The organism is Gemmobacter caeruleus, from assembly GCF_008271655.1.
Taxonomy (GTDB): Bacteria; Pseudomonadota; Alphaproteobacteria; order Rhodobacterales; family Rhodobacteraceae; genus Gemmobacter; species Gemmobacter caeruleus.
The window spans coordinates 371,050-385,840 of sequence record NZ_VKKX01000022.1 but is presented as its reverse complement, the minus strand read 5'-3'; the positions used below and the strand labels follow the sequence as shown (position 1 = coordinate 385,840).

Genomic DNA, 14,791 nt, shown 5'->3' with positions numbered 1-14,791 from the left:
AACCATTCAACCGGGGCCTTGACCCCAACAGGGAGCTTGCGAATGAAACGCAGACATCTTCTTGCCACTGCCGCGCTTGGCCTTTCGATGGCCTTTGGCGGCGCCGCCATGGCGCAGGACAAGACCAAGGCCTGCTTTGTCTATGTCGGCCCGATCGGCGATGGCGGCTGGACCTATCAGCACCATCAGGGCGCGCTGGACGTGCAAAAGGCCTTTGGCGACAAGGTGGAGATCGCCTGGCAGGAAAACGTGCCCGAAGGCGCCGATGCGGAGCGCGTGCTGACGCAGATGGCGCTTGGTGGCTGCAACATCATCTTCACCACCTCTTTCGGCTACATGGACGCGACGAATGCCGTGGCGGCCAAGTTCCCGAACGTGAAATTCGAACATGCGACCGGGTTCAAGCGCGAACATCCCAATGTCTCGACCTATAACGCGCGCTTCTATGAGGGCCGCGCCGTGCAGGGCACCATCGCGGGCCGCATGACCAAATCGAACAAGATCGGCTATATCGGCTCGTTCCCGATTCCCGAGGTGGTGATGGGGATCAACAGCTATTACCTGCACGCCAAGAAGGTGAACCCGAATGTCGAACTGACGGTGGTCTGGGCCTTCACCTGGTTCGACCCGGCGAAAGAGGCCGACGCCGCCAAGGCGATGATCGAACAGGGCGTGGACGTGATCGCCAGCCACACCGATTCCACCGCGCCGCTGGCCGAGGCCGCCAAGGCGGGCGGCAAGGTCATCGGCTTTGGCCAGGCGTCGGACATGTCGGAATACAAGCCCAGCCCGCGCGTGTCGTCGATCATCGACAACTGGGGCCCCTATTACGTCAAGCGCGTCGGCGCCCTGATGGATGGCAGCTATCAGCAGGCCGATGCCTGGGAAGGCATCGCCGGCGGCGAGGTGCTGATCGGTGACATCACCGAGGCCGTGCCGGCCGAGGTCAAGGCCGAGGCCGAGAAGCTGCGCGACGATATCGCGGCGGGCACCTATCACCCGTTTACCGGCCCGATCAAGAAACAGGATGGCTCTGACTGGCTGGCCGAGGGCGCGACCGCGCCGGATGGCGATCTGCTGGGCATGAATTTCTACGTCGAAGGCATCACCGGCGACATCCCGAAATAAGGGCCGCCATGGCTCTGGCACAGGCCCGCCCTCACCGGCGGGCCTTTCGCTTGCCCAAGTCGCAAATGGGCAAGCGCGGCGGCTATGCGCTGCCTAACCTGCCTTCATGACACAGGATTTCATCATCATCGGCGCCGGGATCGCCGGCCTTTCTGCCGCGTCGGCCCTATCGGATCTCGGTCGGGTTCTGGTGTTGGAGGCCGAGTCCCACCCGGCGCATCACGCCTCGGGTCGGTCGGCCGCGCTTTATGAGCCGCGCTATGGTCTGCCGCCGGTCGTCGAGCTGTCGCTGGCCTCGGGGCCGGCCTTTCGCGCCCAGCCAGGCATCCTGTCGGATCGCGGGTTGATGATCGTTGCGGGCGCCGATCAGCGCGCGGCCTTTGAGCGTGATCTGGCCGGATTTCAGCTGGAGGAAATCACGACCGAGACCGCCCGCGCGGTGGTGCCGATCCTCAACCCCGAAAGCGTGGCCTTTGCCGGTCTGGCCGATCACGCCTGGGATATCGACACCGATCTGCTGATCCAGACCCATATCCGCCGCCTGCGCGCGGCCGGCGGGCAGCTCATGACCGGGGCGCGGGTCGGGGCCATCCGTCACGCGGGCGGGCTGTGGCGGGTGACCACGCCGCAGGGTGATCATGCCGCGCCGGTGCTGATCAATGCCGCGGGCGCCTGGGTGGATGCGGTGGCCGCATTGGCCGGGGTGGCGCCGCTGGGCTTTACCCCGCTGCGCCGGTCGATGGCGCGCATCCCGGCGCCGGGCGGGCTGGACGTGGCACGCTGGCCGATGATCTTTGGCTGCGGCGAAAGCTGGTATGCCAAGCCCGATGCCGGCGCGTTGATCGTGTCACCCGCCGAGGAAGACCCGCTTCCGCCGCAGGATGCCTGGGCCGATGACATGGTGCTGGCCGAGGGGCTGGCCCGTTATGAGGCGATGGTGACCGAACCCGTGAAGCGCCTTGTGGCGAATTGGGCGGGGCTGCGCACCTTTGCGCCCGATCGGGTGCCGGTGATCGGGCCTGACCCGCATGTGCCGGGCTTTTTCTGGCTGGCGGGGCAGGGCGGCTATGGCTTTCAGACCTCGCCGGCGGCGGCGGGGCTGGTGGCCGATCTGCTGGCCGGTCGCAGCCTGGCGATTGGCGCCGATCTGGCGGCGCGCCTGTCGCCGGCGAGGTTCGGCTGATCACATTCATTTTTTGATATATGTCAAGGCGCGGCCCTCTGGCCCATGCCACCCCTGCGGCATGACCACAGGAGGGACCGATGACCTGCAAGGACAAGATTTCCGCGATGCGCGCCGAGTTGCGTGTGATGAACAAGCTGATCCCCGAGGCGATGGCGGGCTTTGGCGCCCTGTCGCGCGCGGCCAAGGATAACGGGCCGCTGGGCGACAAGGAAAAGGAATATGTCGCGCTTGGCATCGCGATTTCGCAGCGCTGCGAGCCGTGCATCAATTTCCATGTCGAGGCGCTGATGAAATCCGGCGCCACGCGCGAGGAACTGGGCGACGTGCTGGCGATGGCGGTCCAGATGGGCGGCGGGCCGGCGGTGATGTATGCCGCACATGCGCTGGCCGCGTGGGACGAGCTGGCGGCATGAAGAAAACTGCGACGGAAGCAGGACGGATCAACGTATATGAAATGATGCATATGATGGAGATTCCGATGCGCTCGACTGTTTTCACCCTGCCTGTCCTGATCGCGATGGGTTTCGCCCTGCCTGCGCTGGCACAGGCCGAAGATCCCGGCCCGCATTTCATGGAACAGTGGGACGGCAATGCCGATGGCAAGGTCACCCTGGACGAAGCCCGCACCAAGCGGGGCGAGGTGTTCTTCATGTTCGACAGCGACAATGACAAGACGCTGAGCGCCGAGGAATGGGCGCTGGTCGAAGACCACATGCAGGCCGAGATGGAGAGCAAGGCCGGCGGTGCGATGGCCGGTCAGGGCCAAGGTCAGGGCAAGGGCCACGGTCCGGGGCAGGGCAAAGGGCATGGCCAGGGCAAGGGGCATGGCCAAGGTCAGGGCAAGGGGCATGGTCAGGGACAAGGCCAGGGCCATGGTGGCAACGGCCCCGGCGCCGCCATGCATGAGGCGATGAGCCCCGCCTTCAACGATGCCGATGGCAATGGCAGCGTGACCGAGGCCGAATTCGTGGCGGCGACCGACCGGCTTTTCGCCACGCTGGATCGCGATGGTGACGGCGCTGTCACTGCGGCGGATTTCGCCCGCTGAGCCCGATTCCGCCGTGACAATCCCGCCCGCCTCGGCCACGATGCGGGCGGAGTATTCACGTCGAGGTTTTCATGAATCTGCCCCGTTTTGCCCTGCTGGCCTGCCTGTCTTTTCTTGCGGCCTGTGGAGGGGGCGGGGGGCGCCATGACGGGGGCGGGCGGCTTCAGCACGCCGCGCCCGCCGCCGCGCCGGGGCAGGTGACGCGGGCGAATTTCTCGGATGCCGATCCGCATCCCGAACTGGCGGCGGCCATCCGCAAGCATGACGTGCATGGCATCGACGTGGCACGGTTCCAACTGGCCGTGGACTGGCCGACCGCCCGCGCCAACGGGGTGAATTTCGCCTTCATCAAGGCCACCGAGGGCGGCGACCGGGTGGACGAGATGTTCCACAGCCATTGGCGCGGTGCCGCCGCGGCCGGCGTGCGGCGCGGCGCCTATCACTTTTTCTACCATTGTCGCGCGCCCGAGGAACAGGCGCGCTGGTTCTTCCGCCACGTGCCGAAACGGTCGGGCGATTTGCCGCCGGTGATCGACATGGAATGGACGCCGACCAGCCCGACCTGCACCATCCGCCGCGCGCCCGAGGTAATCCGGGCCGATGCGGAGGTGCTGATCCGCATGTTCACCCAGCATTACGGCACCGCGCCGATCCTGTATACAACGGTGGATTTCTACGAAGACAACCAGATGTGGCGGCTGAAGGGGGTGGATTTCTGGCTGCGCTCGGTCGCTGCGCATCCGTCGGACCGCTATCCCGGCCAGCATTGGGCCTTCTGGCAATATACCTCGACCGGGCAGATCCCGGGGATCGGCGGCGCGGTGGATATCAACGTCTATGCCGGCGATGCCGCGCAATGGGGCGACTGGCTGGCACGGCGCGCCCAGCCCTGAGCGGGCAGGGGGGCTGTCTGCCCCCCTCTGGGCCTGGCGGCCCATTCACCCCCCGAGGATATTTGCGAACAGATGAAAGGCAAGCCGTCTGGACCCGCCAGCCGGGCTTGCGTATAAGCGCGCCATGACGAGGATTTGCCAGCATTCCGGCCCGGCTTCGGGTCTGCGAATTACGGTCCCGGCGTGCTGACGAGCCGCCGGGTAAAGCCAGTGCTTTGCGGCCGCCGCGCCGCCCCCCTCTCTGACCGATGATCAAGGACGCCCGCAGATGTGCGCCGATACGCCTGAGAATGCCGACCTGAAATACCCCGTCTTCCTGCCGGAAACCGGCTTTCCGATGCGCGCGGGCCTGCCGCAGCGTGAACCCGGCTGGCTGGCCCGCTGGGCCGGGATCGGCATCTATGACCGGCTGCGCGAAAAGGCCGCCGATGGCAGCCGCCCGCCCTTTACGCTGCATGACGGCCCGCCCTATGCCAACGGGCATCTGCATATCGGTCACGCGCTGAACAAGATCCTCAAGGATTTCATCGTGCGCAGCCAGCAGATGCTGGGCCATGACGCGCGCTATGTGCCCGGCTGGGATTGTCACGGCCTGCCGATCGAATGGAAGATCGAGGAGCAGTACCGCGCCAAGGGGCTGAACAAGGACGATGTGGATATCGTCGCCTTCCGGCAGGAATGCCGCAAGTTTGCCGAGGGCTGGATCGACATCCAGCGCGAGGAGTTCAAGCGGCTGGGCGTGACCGGCAACTGGGCCGACCCTTACCTCACCATGGATTACCATGCCGAGGCGGTGATCGCCGAGGAGTTCATGAAATTCCTGATGAATGGTGCGCTGTATCAGGGATCGAAGCCCGTCATGTGGTCGCCGGTCGAAAAGACCGCGCTGGCCGAGGCGGAGGTCGAATATCACGACCATACCAGCCATATGATCTGGGTGCGCTTCCCCGTCGTCGCGGCGGCGGATTTCCCGCAGCTGGACGGCTGCATCGACAGTCAGCTGTTGCAGGCGACGGTGGTGATCTGGACCACGACGCCCTGGACCATCCCGCAGAACCGGGCGGTGTCTTTCGGGCCGGAACTGGCCTATGGGCTCTATCGTGTGACCGCCGCCGCCGAGGGCGCGACCGCGCGGGCCGGCGAGACGGTTCTGCTGGCCGACAAGCTGGCGGCCGAGGTCATGAAGGCCGGCAAGGTCGAGGCGTTCGAGCGGGTGCGCGATGTCGCGGCCGGTGAACTGGCCGGGCTGACGCTGGCCCACCCCTACCGTGGCCTCGCCGAAAACGGCGAATGGGATTTCGACGTGCCCATGTTGCCCGGTGATCATGTCACCGATGATGCGGGCACGGGCTTTGTGCATACCGCGCCGTCGCATGGTGATGACGACTATCAGATGGGGCTGAAATTCGGCCTGCCGATGACCTATAATGTCGAGGCCGATGGCAGCTATCGCGCCGATCTGCCGGTCTTTGGCGGGCAGGCGATCATCAATCCCGATGGCAAGGAAGGCCTGGCCAATGTCAGCAATATCAAGGCGCTGCACGGGGCCGGGGCGCTGTTTGCCAAGGGCAAGCTGAAGCACAGCTACCCGCATAGCTGGCGGTCCAAGGCGCCGCTGATCTATCGCAACACGCCGCAATGGTTTGCTGCGATCGACCGCAAGCTGGAAGATGGCCTTTCCACCTATGGCGAGACGATCCGCACCCGTGCGCTGCATTCGATCGACCAATTGGTGCAGTTCACGCCGGTATCGGGCCGCAACCGCCTGCATTCCATGATCGAAGCCCGGCCCGACTGGGTTCTGTCGCGCCAGCGCGCCTGGGGCGTGCCGCTGACCTGCTTCACCAAAAAGGGCGCGCGGCCGACCGACGCGGATTTCCTGCTGCGCGACCCGCAGGTCAACAGCCGCATCATCGCCGCTTTCGAGGCCGAGGGCGCGGATGTCTGGTATCAGCCGGGCTTCAAGGAAAAGGTGCTGGCCGGCATCGTGGACCCCGAGGCCTATGAGCAGGTCTATGACGTGCTGGATGTGTGGTTCGACAGCGGATCGACCCATGCCTTCGTGCTGCGCGACCGGCCCGATGGCAGCGCCGACGGGCTGGCGGACCTCTATCTGGAAGGCACCGACCAGCATCGCGGCTGGTTCCATTCCTCGCTCTTGCAGGCCTGTGGCACCAAGGGGCGGGCGCCCTATCGCGGCGTGCTGACCCATGGCTTCACGCTCGACGAGAAGGGCATGAAGATGTCCAAGTCGCTGGGCAATACGGTCGCGCCGCAGCAGGTCATCGACGAATACGGCGCCGATATCCTGCGGCTTTGGGTGGCCCTGTCCGACTATACGGTCGATCTGCGCATCGGGAAGGAAATCCTGAAAGGCGTGGCCGACAGCTATCGCCGGCTGCGCAATACCATGCGCTATATCCTGGGCAATCTGGCGGGCTTCACCGAGGCCGAACGGCTGGCGCCGGCCGAGATGCCGGAGCTGGAGCAATGGGTGCTGCACCGTCTGGCCGAGCTGGATACCGAGGTGCGCAAGGGCTACGCCGCCTATGATTTCCAGGGCGTGTTCCAGAAGCTGTTCACCTTCTGCACGGTCGATCTGTCCTCGGTCTATTTCGATATCCGCAAGGACGTGCTGTATTGCGATGCGCCGGGCAGCATCCGCCGCCGGGCCGCGCGCACGGTGCTGGATATCCTGTTCCACCGCCTGACGACCTGGCTTGCGCCGATCCTGGTCTTCACCACCGAGGAGGTCTGGCTGGAGCGGTTCCCCGAGGCGGGGTCTTCGGTGCATCTGGCCGATTTCCCCGACACGCCGAAGGACTGGCTGAATGAGCCGCTGGCGGCGAAATGGGCGCAGGTGCGGCAGGCCCGCCGTGTGGTCACCGCCGCGTTGGAGGTGCAGCGCAGCGCCAAGGTCATCGGCGCCTCGCTGGAGGCCGCGCCCGTGGTGCATGTCGAGGATCCGGCGATGCTGGCCGCGCTGCGCTCGGTCGATTTCGCGCAGGTCTGCATCACCAGCGGCATTCAGGTCACCGCCGACCCCGCCCCGGGCGAGGCGTTCCGCCTGCCGGAACTGCCCGGCATCGCGGTGGTGTTTGAAACCGCCGAGGGCGAGAAATGCGCGCGTTGCTGGCAGATCCTGCCCGATGTGGGCAGCCACAAACATGCCCATACCTGCGCCCGCTGCAACGAGGCGCTTGGCTAGGCGCCGCCGCGACAGGGGGTGAGATCGTCTTTCGGGGGGCGGGCCGCAGGCTCGCCCCCTTGTCTGTGCAGCGCCTCCACCTCGGCGCGGGTCAGGCCGATATCGGCGATCAGGTGATCGTCGGGTTTGGCCAGCAACCGGCCAAGGGCGATGCGGGCGGCGCGTCCGTCGGCCTGCTGGCGCAGGATATGGTGCAGGAACTGGATCAGGGTCATGTCATCCTCCGGTCCGGTCAGGATCGCATCTGCGTGGACATGAATCGAGCGAATAGATATGATGGTTCCCATCTGAAATTCTGATGCCATGGGGCGGCGATGCTGGACAGCGATCTGATGCGCAGCTTTCTCGCACTGGCCGAGGCCGGGAGTGTCACCGCCGCTGCCGACCGGCTGGGGCGCACGCAATCGGCGGTCAGCATGCAGTTGCGCCGGCTGGAAGAGGCCCTGGGTCAGCCGCTGTTCCATCGTCTGCCGCGCGGCGTGGCACTGACCCCGGCGGGGCTGCGGCTGTTGCCCCATGCCCGGCAGGTGCTGGCCACGCTGGAGGCCGCGCGCCGCGATCTCTGCGACAGCCCGGCGCCCCGGCCGCTGCGTGTGGGCTTGCCGCCGGAATATTGCGAAACGCTGCTGCCGGCGATCCTGGGCCGGTTCAGCCCGCTTTTCCCGCAGGTCGAGGTGACGGTGCGCAGCGATTATTCCCGGCCCAGCCTTGCCGCGCTGGACCGGGGCGAACTCGACCTTGCCGTGGTCTTTGATGCGGGCGGCCCGCCGGGTCAGGGCGAGCTGCTGGCGCTTGATCCGACAGTCTGGGTGACATCGACCCGGCACAACCAGCATCTGCGCCACCCGCTGCCGGTCGCGGCCTATTTCGACAGCGACTGGTGCGCGCAGCGCATGTTGGGCGGGCTGGAGCGGCGGGGCATCGTCTATCGCCCGGCCTTTCTGTGCAACACCACGCCCGGCTTCTGGGCGGCGCTGCGCAGCGGTCTGGCCGTCGTCGCGCTGGCGCGCAGCACCATCCCCGAAGGCTGCCGCGAATTGACCGAGGTGGATGGCTTTCCGCTGGTCGATGCGTCATGCCTCATGCTGCATCGCCACCCAGCGGCCGAGGGGGCGGCGCTCAATGCCCTGACCGATTGCCTGCGCGCCACCTTTGCCGAGGCCCTGCCGTGAAAGGAACCCGCCATGCCCCGCGCCCGTGACCTTGGCCTGACCATCGGCCAGTATGAACCCGGCCCGCTGAACGCGATCACCGATGTCGCCGGGGTGCGGGTCGGCCATGTCACGCTGATCGAGGGCGCGCGCACACGCACCGGCGCGACGGCGATCCTGCCGCATGGCGGCAACCTGTTTCGCGACCGCGTGCCGGCGGGCTTTGCGGTGCTGAACGGATTTGGCAAATTTGCCGGCAGCACGCAGGTGCAGGAACTGGGCGAGCTGGAAACGCCGATCCTGCTGACCAATACGCTGGCCGTGGGCCGAGGGATGGAGGCGCTGATCGTCCATACCCTTGCCCAGCCGGGAAATGAGCGTGTGACGTCGGTCAATGCCGTGGTGGGGGAAACCAATGACGGGCGGCTGAACGACATCCGCGCGGCGCGGCCCACGCTGGCCGAGATGCGCGCTGCCCTGACGGCGGCTGCGCCCGGCCCGGTGGCCGAAGGCGCTGTTGGCGCGGGCACCGGCACGGTGTGTTTCGGGCTGAAAGGCGGGATCGGCACCGCCTCGCGTCTTGTCGGGCCGCATCGGCTGGGTGTGCTGGTGCAGGCGAATTATGGCGGGGTGCTGCGTATCGACGGGCAGGTCTGGCACAGCCCGCAGGCCGATGCCGACGGGTCGATCGTGATCGTGATCGCGACCGACGCGCCCCTGTCATCGCGCAATCTGACCCGAATGGCCAGCCGCAGCTTTGCCGGGCTGGCGCGCACGGGATCGGCCTTGTCGAACGGGTCGGGCGATTATGCGCTGGCCTTTGCGACCGCGCGCGGCGATCTGGACAATGCCGCCTGTTCGCCCCTGTTCGAGGCGGTGATCGAGACGACCGAGGAGGCGATCCTGAACGCGCTACTGATGGCCGGGGATATGACGGGCCATGACGCGACAGCGGATCGGCCGGCACAGGTGCGGGGCCTGCGGATCGCAAGGGGGGCGGCATGAACCGGCTTGAGACACCCTTTGGTCCGGTCTCGCTGCGTGAAAGGGACGGTGTTCTGATCGCGCTTGACTGGCATGCCGGCGATGGCCCCGCCACGCCGCTGGTGGCCGAGGGGCTGCGCCAGCTTGCGGCCTATTTCGCCGGGGACCCGCGCGGCTTTGACCTGCCGCTGGACTGGGGGCAGGGGCTGCATGCGGCGGTGCGCCGGGCCATGGCCGCCATCCCCTTTGGCGAAACCCGCAGCTATGGCGACATCGCGCGCGCAATCGGCGCCCCGGCGCAGGCGGTCGGGCAGGCCTGTGGCGCCAATCCGCTGCCGCTGATCATCCCCTGCCACCGGGTGCTGGGGCGCAACAGGCTGGGCGGGTTTTCCGCGCCGGGCGGGGTCGAGACCAAGGTGGCCCTGCTGCGCCACGAAGGGGCGGCGGGTTTGCTGATCTGACAGGGTCTGGTCGCTTTCCGCATAGCCAAACCCGCCGCGACGCCCTACCCATGGGGCAAAACAGCGGGGCGCGGGCGTGACACTCTGGGTGCTTCTGGCGGTTCTGGGCGCGGCGTTCCTGCACGCGCTGTGGAATGCGCTGATCAAGATCGGCACCTCGCGGGTGGGGGCGATGGTGATCCTGTCGGTGGCCGAGGTGCCGATCGGCCTCGCCATCGCGCTGCCCCGCGCGCCGATGAACACCGAGGCCTGGCCCTGGGTCATCGCGGCGGGCTGCACGCATTTCTTTTACAAGACCTTTCTGGTCTTTGCCTATGACCGGGGCGATCTGAGCCGGGTCTACCCGCTGGCGCGCGGGGCGGCGCCGCTGGCGGTGGCGCTGGTCGGGGCGGTCATACTGAATGACGCGATCACCGGCGCGCAATATGCCGGCATCGCCCTTCTGGCCTGTGGCATCGCGCTGATGGCGCGGGGGGTGTTCACCGATGGTGAAAGCCGGCATCTGATCCCCTTCGCGCTTGGCTCGGCGGCGGCGACGGCGACCTATACGATGCTGGACGGGCTGGGCGCCCGCGTCTCGGGCGATGCGGTCAGCTATGTCGCCTGGGTCTTTGTGGCCGATGGGCTGATCTTCACGCTGGGCAGCCTGCTCTGGCGCGGGCCCGGGGTGGTGCCGCGCGCGCCGCGTGCCTGGGTGGTGGGCAGCTTTGCCTCGCTGGCCTCTTACGGGGCCTATGCCATTTCGATCTGGGCGATGACCGTGGCCCCGATTGCGGTCGTCGCCGCGCTGCGCGAGACCTCGATCCTGTTCGCGGTGCTGATCGGCTGGCTGGCCTTTGGCGAACGCATGACGCGCGACAAGGCCATGGCGGCGGTGCTGATCGTGGCGGGCGTGATCGTCACCCGGCTTTAATCGAACAACCCGCCCTGCGCCGGCGCCTTGGGCGGCTCCAGCCCGATATGGCGCCAGGCCTTTGCCGCCAGCATCCGCCCGCGCGGGGTGCGCTGGATCAGGCCCTGTTGCAAGAGGTAAGGTTCGATCACCTCCTCGATGGCGTCGCGGCTTTCCGACAGGGCGGCGGCGATGGTTTCCACCCCCACCGGCCCGCCGCCATAATTTTCGGCCAGCAGCAACATGTAGCGGCGGTCAGCCCCATCAAGCCCCAGATGATCGACCCCCATGCGGGTCAGCGCCTTGTCGGCAATCGCACGGGTCAGCCGGCCATCGCCCTCGACCGTGACGAAATCAACCACCCGGCGGAGCAGCCGGCCGGCGATGCGTGGCGTGCCGCGCGCGCGGCGGGCAATCTCGCGCGTGCCATCGGGCAGCGGGTCAATCCCCAAAAGGCGCGCGCCCCGGGTCACGATATGATCCAGCTCGTCCTCGGTATAGAACTGAAGCCGGGTCGGGATGCCGAAACGGTCGCGCAGCGGCGTGGTCAAAAGGCCCAGCCGCGTGGTGGCGCCGACCAGCGTGAAGGGCTGAAGGTCGATCCGTACGGTGCGCGCCGCCGGGCCTTCGCCGATCACCAGATCCAGCGCGAAATCCTCCATCGCCGGATAGAGCACCTCCTCCACCACGGGGGAAAGGCGGTGGATCTCGTCGATGAACAGCACGTCGCGCGGTTCCAGATTGGTCAGGATCGCCGCCAGATCGCCGGGTTTCGCCAGCACCGGCCCCGAGGTCATGCGAAACCCCACGCCCAGCTCGCGCGCCATGATCTGCGCCAGCGTCGTCTTGCCCAGACCGGGCGGGCCATGGAACAGCGTGTGATCCATCGCCTCGCACCGGATGCGGGCGCTTTCGATGAAGATGCGCAGGTTCGCCCGCGCCTCGGCCTGGCCCACGAAATCCTCCAGCACCTGCGGGCGCAAGGCGCGGTCGGCATCCTCGGGCAGGCGGTCGGGGCGAAGCGTGGGGTCGGATTGCGTCATGGCGGAACAATTGCCGAACGCGCCCGATTTGGCAAGCCTTGCCGCGGTCCCCTCAGCGCCGCACGCGCGGGATGGAGGTCGCGCGGCTCTGCCCGCCGCCGGCCTCGGCCATGGCGACCAGCGCGGCAATGCGGTTCTCGGTGTTCGGATGGGTGGAAAACAGCGCGTCGCGGGCCTGCCCATGCAGCGGATTGATGATGAACATATGCGCAAGCGCGGGGTTCGCCTCGGCCTGCCGGTTGTCGATGCCGCGCGCGTAATGGTCGATCTTGCGCAGCGCCGAGGCCAGCGCCAGCGGCGCGCCGCTGATTTCGGCCCCGCCCCGGTCGGCCTCATATTCGCGCGACCGCGAAATGGCCATTTGCACGATGGCGGCGGCCAGCGGCGCAAAGATCATCACCAGCAGCGCGCCCAGAAAGCCGCCCTCGCGGTCGCGGTTGCCGCCAAAGAAAAAGGCGAAATTGCCCAGCATGCCGATGGCGCCGGCCATGGTGGCGGTGATCGTCATGATCAACGTGTCACGATTGCGGATATGGGCCAGCTCATGCGCCATGACCCCGGCGATCTCGTCGCGGGTCAGGCGCTGCAACAACCCGGTCGAGGCCGCCACGGCGGCATTCTGCGGGTCGCGGCCGGCGGCAAAGGCATTGGGCTGATCGCTGTCGATCACATAGATTGCCGGGCGCGGCATGCCGGCGCGGTCGGCCAGATCATTGACCAGATACACGAATTCGGGCGCGGTCTGCGCCGTCACCAGCCGTGCGCCGGTCATCGACAGCACGGCCTTGTCGCTGCCCCACCAGGTCATCAGGTTCATCGCCCCCGCGATGACCAGCGCGATCACCGCCCCGGTTGTCCCGCCGATCAGCGCCCCCGCCGCCATGAACAGCGCGGTCATCGCCGCCATCAGCAGGGCTGTCTTGAAATATCCGGTCATCGGGCACCTCCTGCGGTGAATATTGGCAGCAGGGCCCGGCGCGACAAGGGGGCGGTCAGTTGCGTGGCATCAGCAGCTTCAGCGCGTGACGGATCAGGGCGGCGGTATCGGCCTCGGGCTGTTCGCCCGAAACCTGCGCCACGGCCTGCGCCGCATCGGCCTGACCATAACCCAGGTTGAGCAGCGCCGACAGCGCATCGGCACTATAAGCCGCGCGCGCGACCACGGGGGGCGCGGCCGCCTTGCGGCCAGGGCGCGTGGGGGCGGCGGGTTCGATGACCGCATCCAGCACGGGTTCGGCATGCAGCGCCGCACCCTGCGCCATGATGGCGGGGGCCTTGGATTTCAGCTCCAGCACCACGCGCTGCGCGATTTTCGGCCCGATCCCCGGCGCCGCCTGAATGGCCCGCGCATCGCCCAGCGTGATCGCCCGCGCCGTCCCCTCGGCGCCGAGCGCGCCCAGGATCGACAGCGCCGCCTTGGCGCCCACGCCCTGCACCGTGGTCAGCAGGCGATGCCATTCCTTTTCCAGCATGGTGGGAAAGCCGATCAGTTGCAGCAGATCCTCGCGCACCACCAGTTCGGTATAAAGCGCGCAGGCCTCGCCGATGCCGGGCAGGGCGGCCAGCGTGCGGTCGCTGACATGCACGATATAGCCCACGCCGCGCACGTCGATCAGCACATTATCCGCGCCGCGCCAGTCCAGCCGCCCCGAGATCTTGCCGATCATCCCGCCGCCCTCCGCAAGGCAGCCTCAAGCCGGCCGCCGGATTGACAGTGATGCGCATGGCAGATCGCCACCGCCAGCGCGTCCGCCGCATCCGGCCCGGCGATCACGACGCCCGGCAGATGCAGCCGCACCATATGGTCGATCTGCTGCTTGGCGGCATGGCCCACACCCACCACCGTCTTTTTCACCGCATTGGGGGCATATTCCCCCACCGTCAGCCCGAATTGCGCCGGCACCAGCAGCGCGATACCCCGCGCCTGACCCAGCTTCAGCGTGGCGACAGCGTCCTTGTTGACGAAAGTATGTTCCACCGCCGCACTGTCGGGGCGATACTGGCGCAAGACCTCGGTCAACTGGGCATGCAAGCTGCATAGCCGCAGCGCCAGATCGCCCTCGGCCGTGCCGGGGGCCGAATGGCAGATGCCGTTCGCGACATGGGTCAACCGCGCGCCTTTCACGTCGATGATGCCCCATCCAAGGTTGCGCAACCCCGGATCAATGCCCATAACCCGCATATCTGCCCCGTTTCTGGTCTTTTCGCGAATCTAGCACAAAGCGCGAACATCGGCCAAGGTGAAATTGCCGCGCGGGCGCGCATCGGCAGGCGGCACCGGAAAGCGACGGATCGCCCCACAAAACCGACGCGCCGCGGTGCAGCATGTCGCAAACCCCAATAAAAACGGCGAAATTCGGGTGCTGAGCCATGCACTTTCTGCAACTGCGTCATGCGGAGCCGTCAGTTGTTGTTTGCCTGATGCCCGACTATTTACCGCCTCGAAGGCAAGGATGCCTTCCGACTGAGCAGTTTTTGAACAAGGACAACCGCCATGGCCGCTTATGAGACGACCCGTACGGCGCCCTTTGGCGCCATCACCACCTACCGCTTCATCCAGTTTGTCGGCAGCCTGTTCGGCGCCGTCGTCGAATGGAACGATGCGCGCGTGACCCGCGCCGCGCTGGAAAAGCTGTCGGACCGCGAACTGGACGATATCGGCCTGTGCCGCGGCGACATTGACACGATCGGCGCCCGGGATTCGATCTGATCGACCGCGCAGAGGCAAGGCCGGGGGAACATCCCCGGTAACCAATGCCGCAAACGCCAAAGGCCGCACCCTGACGGGTGGCGGCCT

General features: G+C 66.9%; 16 protein-coding genes. 11 read left to right on the top strand and 5 right to left on the bottom strand.

Features of this window, described 5'->3' with window-relative positions:
* The first annotated feature begins 42 nt into the window (after nt 1-42).
* The 6 genes from FOA17_RS08830 (at nt 43) to ileS (ending at nt 7,463) form a co-directional block, all read left to right on the top strand.
* Nucleotides 43-1,128: a BMP family ABC transporter substrate-binding protein gene (locus FOA17_RS08830; protein WP_149141104.1), complete on the top strand. Its 1,086-nt coding sequence runs from the start codon at nt 43-45 to the stop codon at nt 1,126-1,128.
* A 106-nt stretch (nt 1,129-1,234) separates the two neighbouring features.
* Nucleotides 1,235-2,311 carry an NAD(P)/FAD-dependent oxidoreductase gene (locus FOA17_RS08825; RefSeq protein ID WP_149141103.1) on the top strand — a complete coding sequence of 359 codons (1,077 nt, stop codon included), beginning with the start codon at nt 1,235-1,237 and terminating at the stop codon, nt 2,309-2,311.
* A gap of 80 nt (nt 2,312-2,391) precedes the next feature.
* Nucleotides 2,392-2,727: a carboxymuconolactone decarboxylase family protein gene (locus tag FOA17_RS08820; protein ID WP_149141102.1), complete on the top strand. Its 336-nt coding sequence runs from the start codon at nt 2,392-2,394 to the stop codon at nt 2,725-2,727.
* Between the two features lie 65 nt (nt 2,728-2,792).
* A complete protein-coding gene (locus FOA17_RS08815; protein WP_149141101.1) occupies nt 2,793-3,362 on the top strand; it encodes an EF-hand domain-containing protein in 570 nt (189 codons plus the stop codon).
* 71 nt (nt 3,363-3,433) lie between these two features.
* Nucleotides 3,434-4,255, top strand: coding sequence for a GH25 family lysozyme (locus tag FOA17_RS08810; protein ID WP_149141100.1), 822 nt, complete (start codon nt 3,434-3,436; stop codon nt 4,253-4,255).
* Nucleotides 4,256-4,523: 268 nt separating this feature from the next.
* Complete coding sequence (gene ileS / locus FOA17_RS08805) at nt 4,524-7,463, top strand: isoleucine--tRNA ligase (RefSeq protein WP_149141099.1); 2,940 nt, start codon at nt 4,524-4,526, stop codon at nt 7,461-7,463.
* Here ileS and FOA17_RS08800 read toward each other — a convergent pair.
* Nucleotides 7,460-7,678 carry a DUF1127 domain-containing protein gene (locus FOA17_RS08800; protein WP_149141098.1) on the bottom strand — a complete coding sequence of 73 codons (219 nt, stop codon included), beginning with the start codon at nt 7,676-7,678 and terminating at the stop codon, nt 7,460-7,462. The genes ileS and FOA17_RS08800 overlap by 4 nt on opposite strands.
* A gap of 99 nt (nt 7,679-7,777) precedes the next feature.
* On the opposite strand from FOA17_RS08800, the gene FOA17_RS08795 reads away from it, so the two are divergent.
* From FOA17_RS08795 to FOA17_RS08780, 4 genes are all read left to right on the top strand, one after another.
* Nucleotides 7,778-8,635 carry a LysR family transcriptional regulator gene (locus FOA17_RS08795; RefSeq protein ID WP_149141097.1) on the top strand — a complete coding sequence of 286 codons (858 nt, stop codon included), beginning with the start codon at nt 7,778-7,780 and terminating at the stop codon, nt 8,633-8,635.
* Nucleotides 8,636-8,647: 12 nt separating this feature from the next.
* A complete protein-coding gene (locus FOA17_RS08790; RefSeq protein WP_149141096.1) occupies nt 8,648-9,619 on the top strand; it encodes a P1 family peptidase in 972 nt (323 codons plus the stop codon).
* The gene (locus tag FOA17_RS08785; protein WP_149141095.1) at nt 9,616-10,059 is read left to right on the top strand and encodes a methylated-DNA--[protein]-cysteine S-methyltransferase; all 444 of its coding nucleotides are present in this window, start codon (nt 9,616-9,618) and stop codon (nt 10,057-10,059) included. Before FOA17_RS08790 ends, FOA17_RS08785 begins: the two co-directional genes overlap by 4 nt.
* Nucleotides 10,060-10,135: 76 nt before the next feature.
* Nucleotides 10,136-10,972 (top strand): DMT family transporter, encoded by an 837-nt coding sequence (locus FOA17_RS08780; RefSeq protein ID WP_149141094.1) that lies wholly within the window; start codon nt 10,136-10,138, stop codon nt 10,970-10,972.
* Here the strand turns inward: FOA17_RS08780 and ruvB are convergent.
* The 4 genes from ruvB to ruvC are packed head-to-tail and all read right to left on the bottom strand — an operon-like array spanning nt 10,969 to nt 14,176.
* Nucleotides 10,969-11,994 carry a Holliday junction branch migration DNA helicase RuvB gene (ruvB, locus tag FOA17_RS08775; RefSeq protein WP_149141093.1) on the bottom strand — a complete coding sequence of 342 codons (1,026 nt, stop codon included), beginning with the start codon at nt 11,992-11,994 and terminating at the stop codon, nt 10,969-10,971. The genes FOA17_RS08780 and ruvB overlap by 4 nt on opposite strands.
* A gap of 52 nt (nt 11,995-12,046) precedes the next feature.
* Nucleotides 12,047-12,931: a zinc metalloprotease HtpX gene (htpX, locus tag FOA17_RS08770; RefSeq protein ID WP_149141092.1), complete on the bottom strand. Its 885-nt coding sequence runs from the start codon at nt 12,929-12,931 to the stop codon at nt 12,047-12,049.
* 55 nt (nt 12,932-12,986) lie between these two features.
* Nucleotides 12,987-13,661, bottom strand: coding sequence for a Holliday junction branch migration protein RuvA (gene ruvA / locus FOA17_RS08765; protein ID WP_149141091.1), 675 nt, complete (start codon nt 13,659-13,661; stop codon nt 12,987-12,989).
* Nucleotides 13,658-14,176: a crossover junction endodeoxyribonuclease RuvC gene (ruvC, locus tag FOA17_RS08760; RefSeq protein WP_149141090.1), complete on the bottom strand. Its 519-nt coding sequence runs from the start codon at nt 14,174-14,176 to the stop codon at nt 13,658-13,660. Before ruvC ends, ruvA begins: the two co-directional genes overlap by 4 nt.
* A gap of 312 nt (nt 14,177-14,488) precedes the next feature.
* On the opposite strand from ruvC, the gene FOA17_RS08755 reads away from it, so the two are divergent.
* Nucleotides 14,489-14,704: a DUF1127 domain-containing protein gene (locus FOA17_RS08755; RefSeq protein ID WP_149141089.1), complete on the top strand. Its 216-nt coding sequence runs from the start codon at nt 14,489-14,491 to the stop codon at nt 14,702-14,704.
* Nucleotides 14,705-14,791 lie beyond the last annotated feature (87 nt).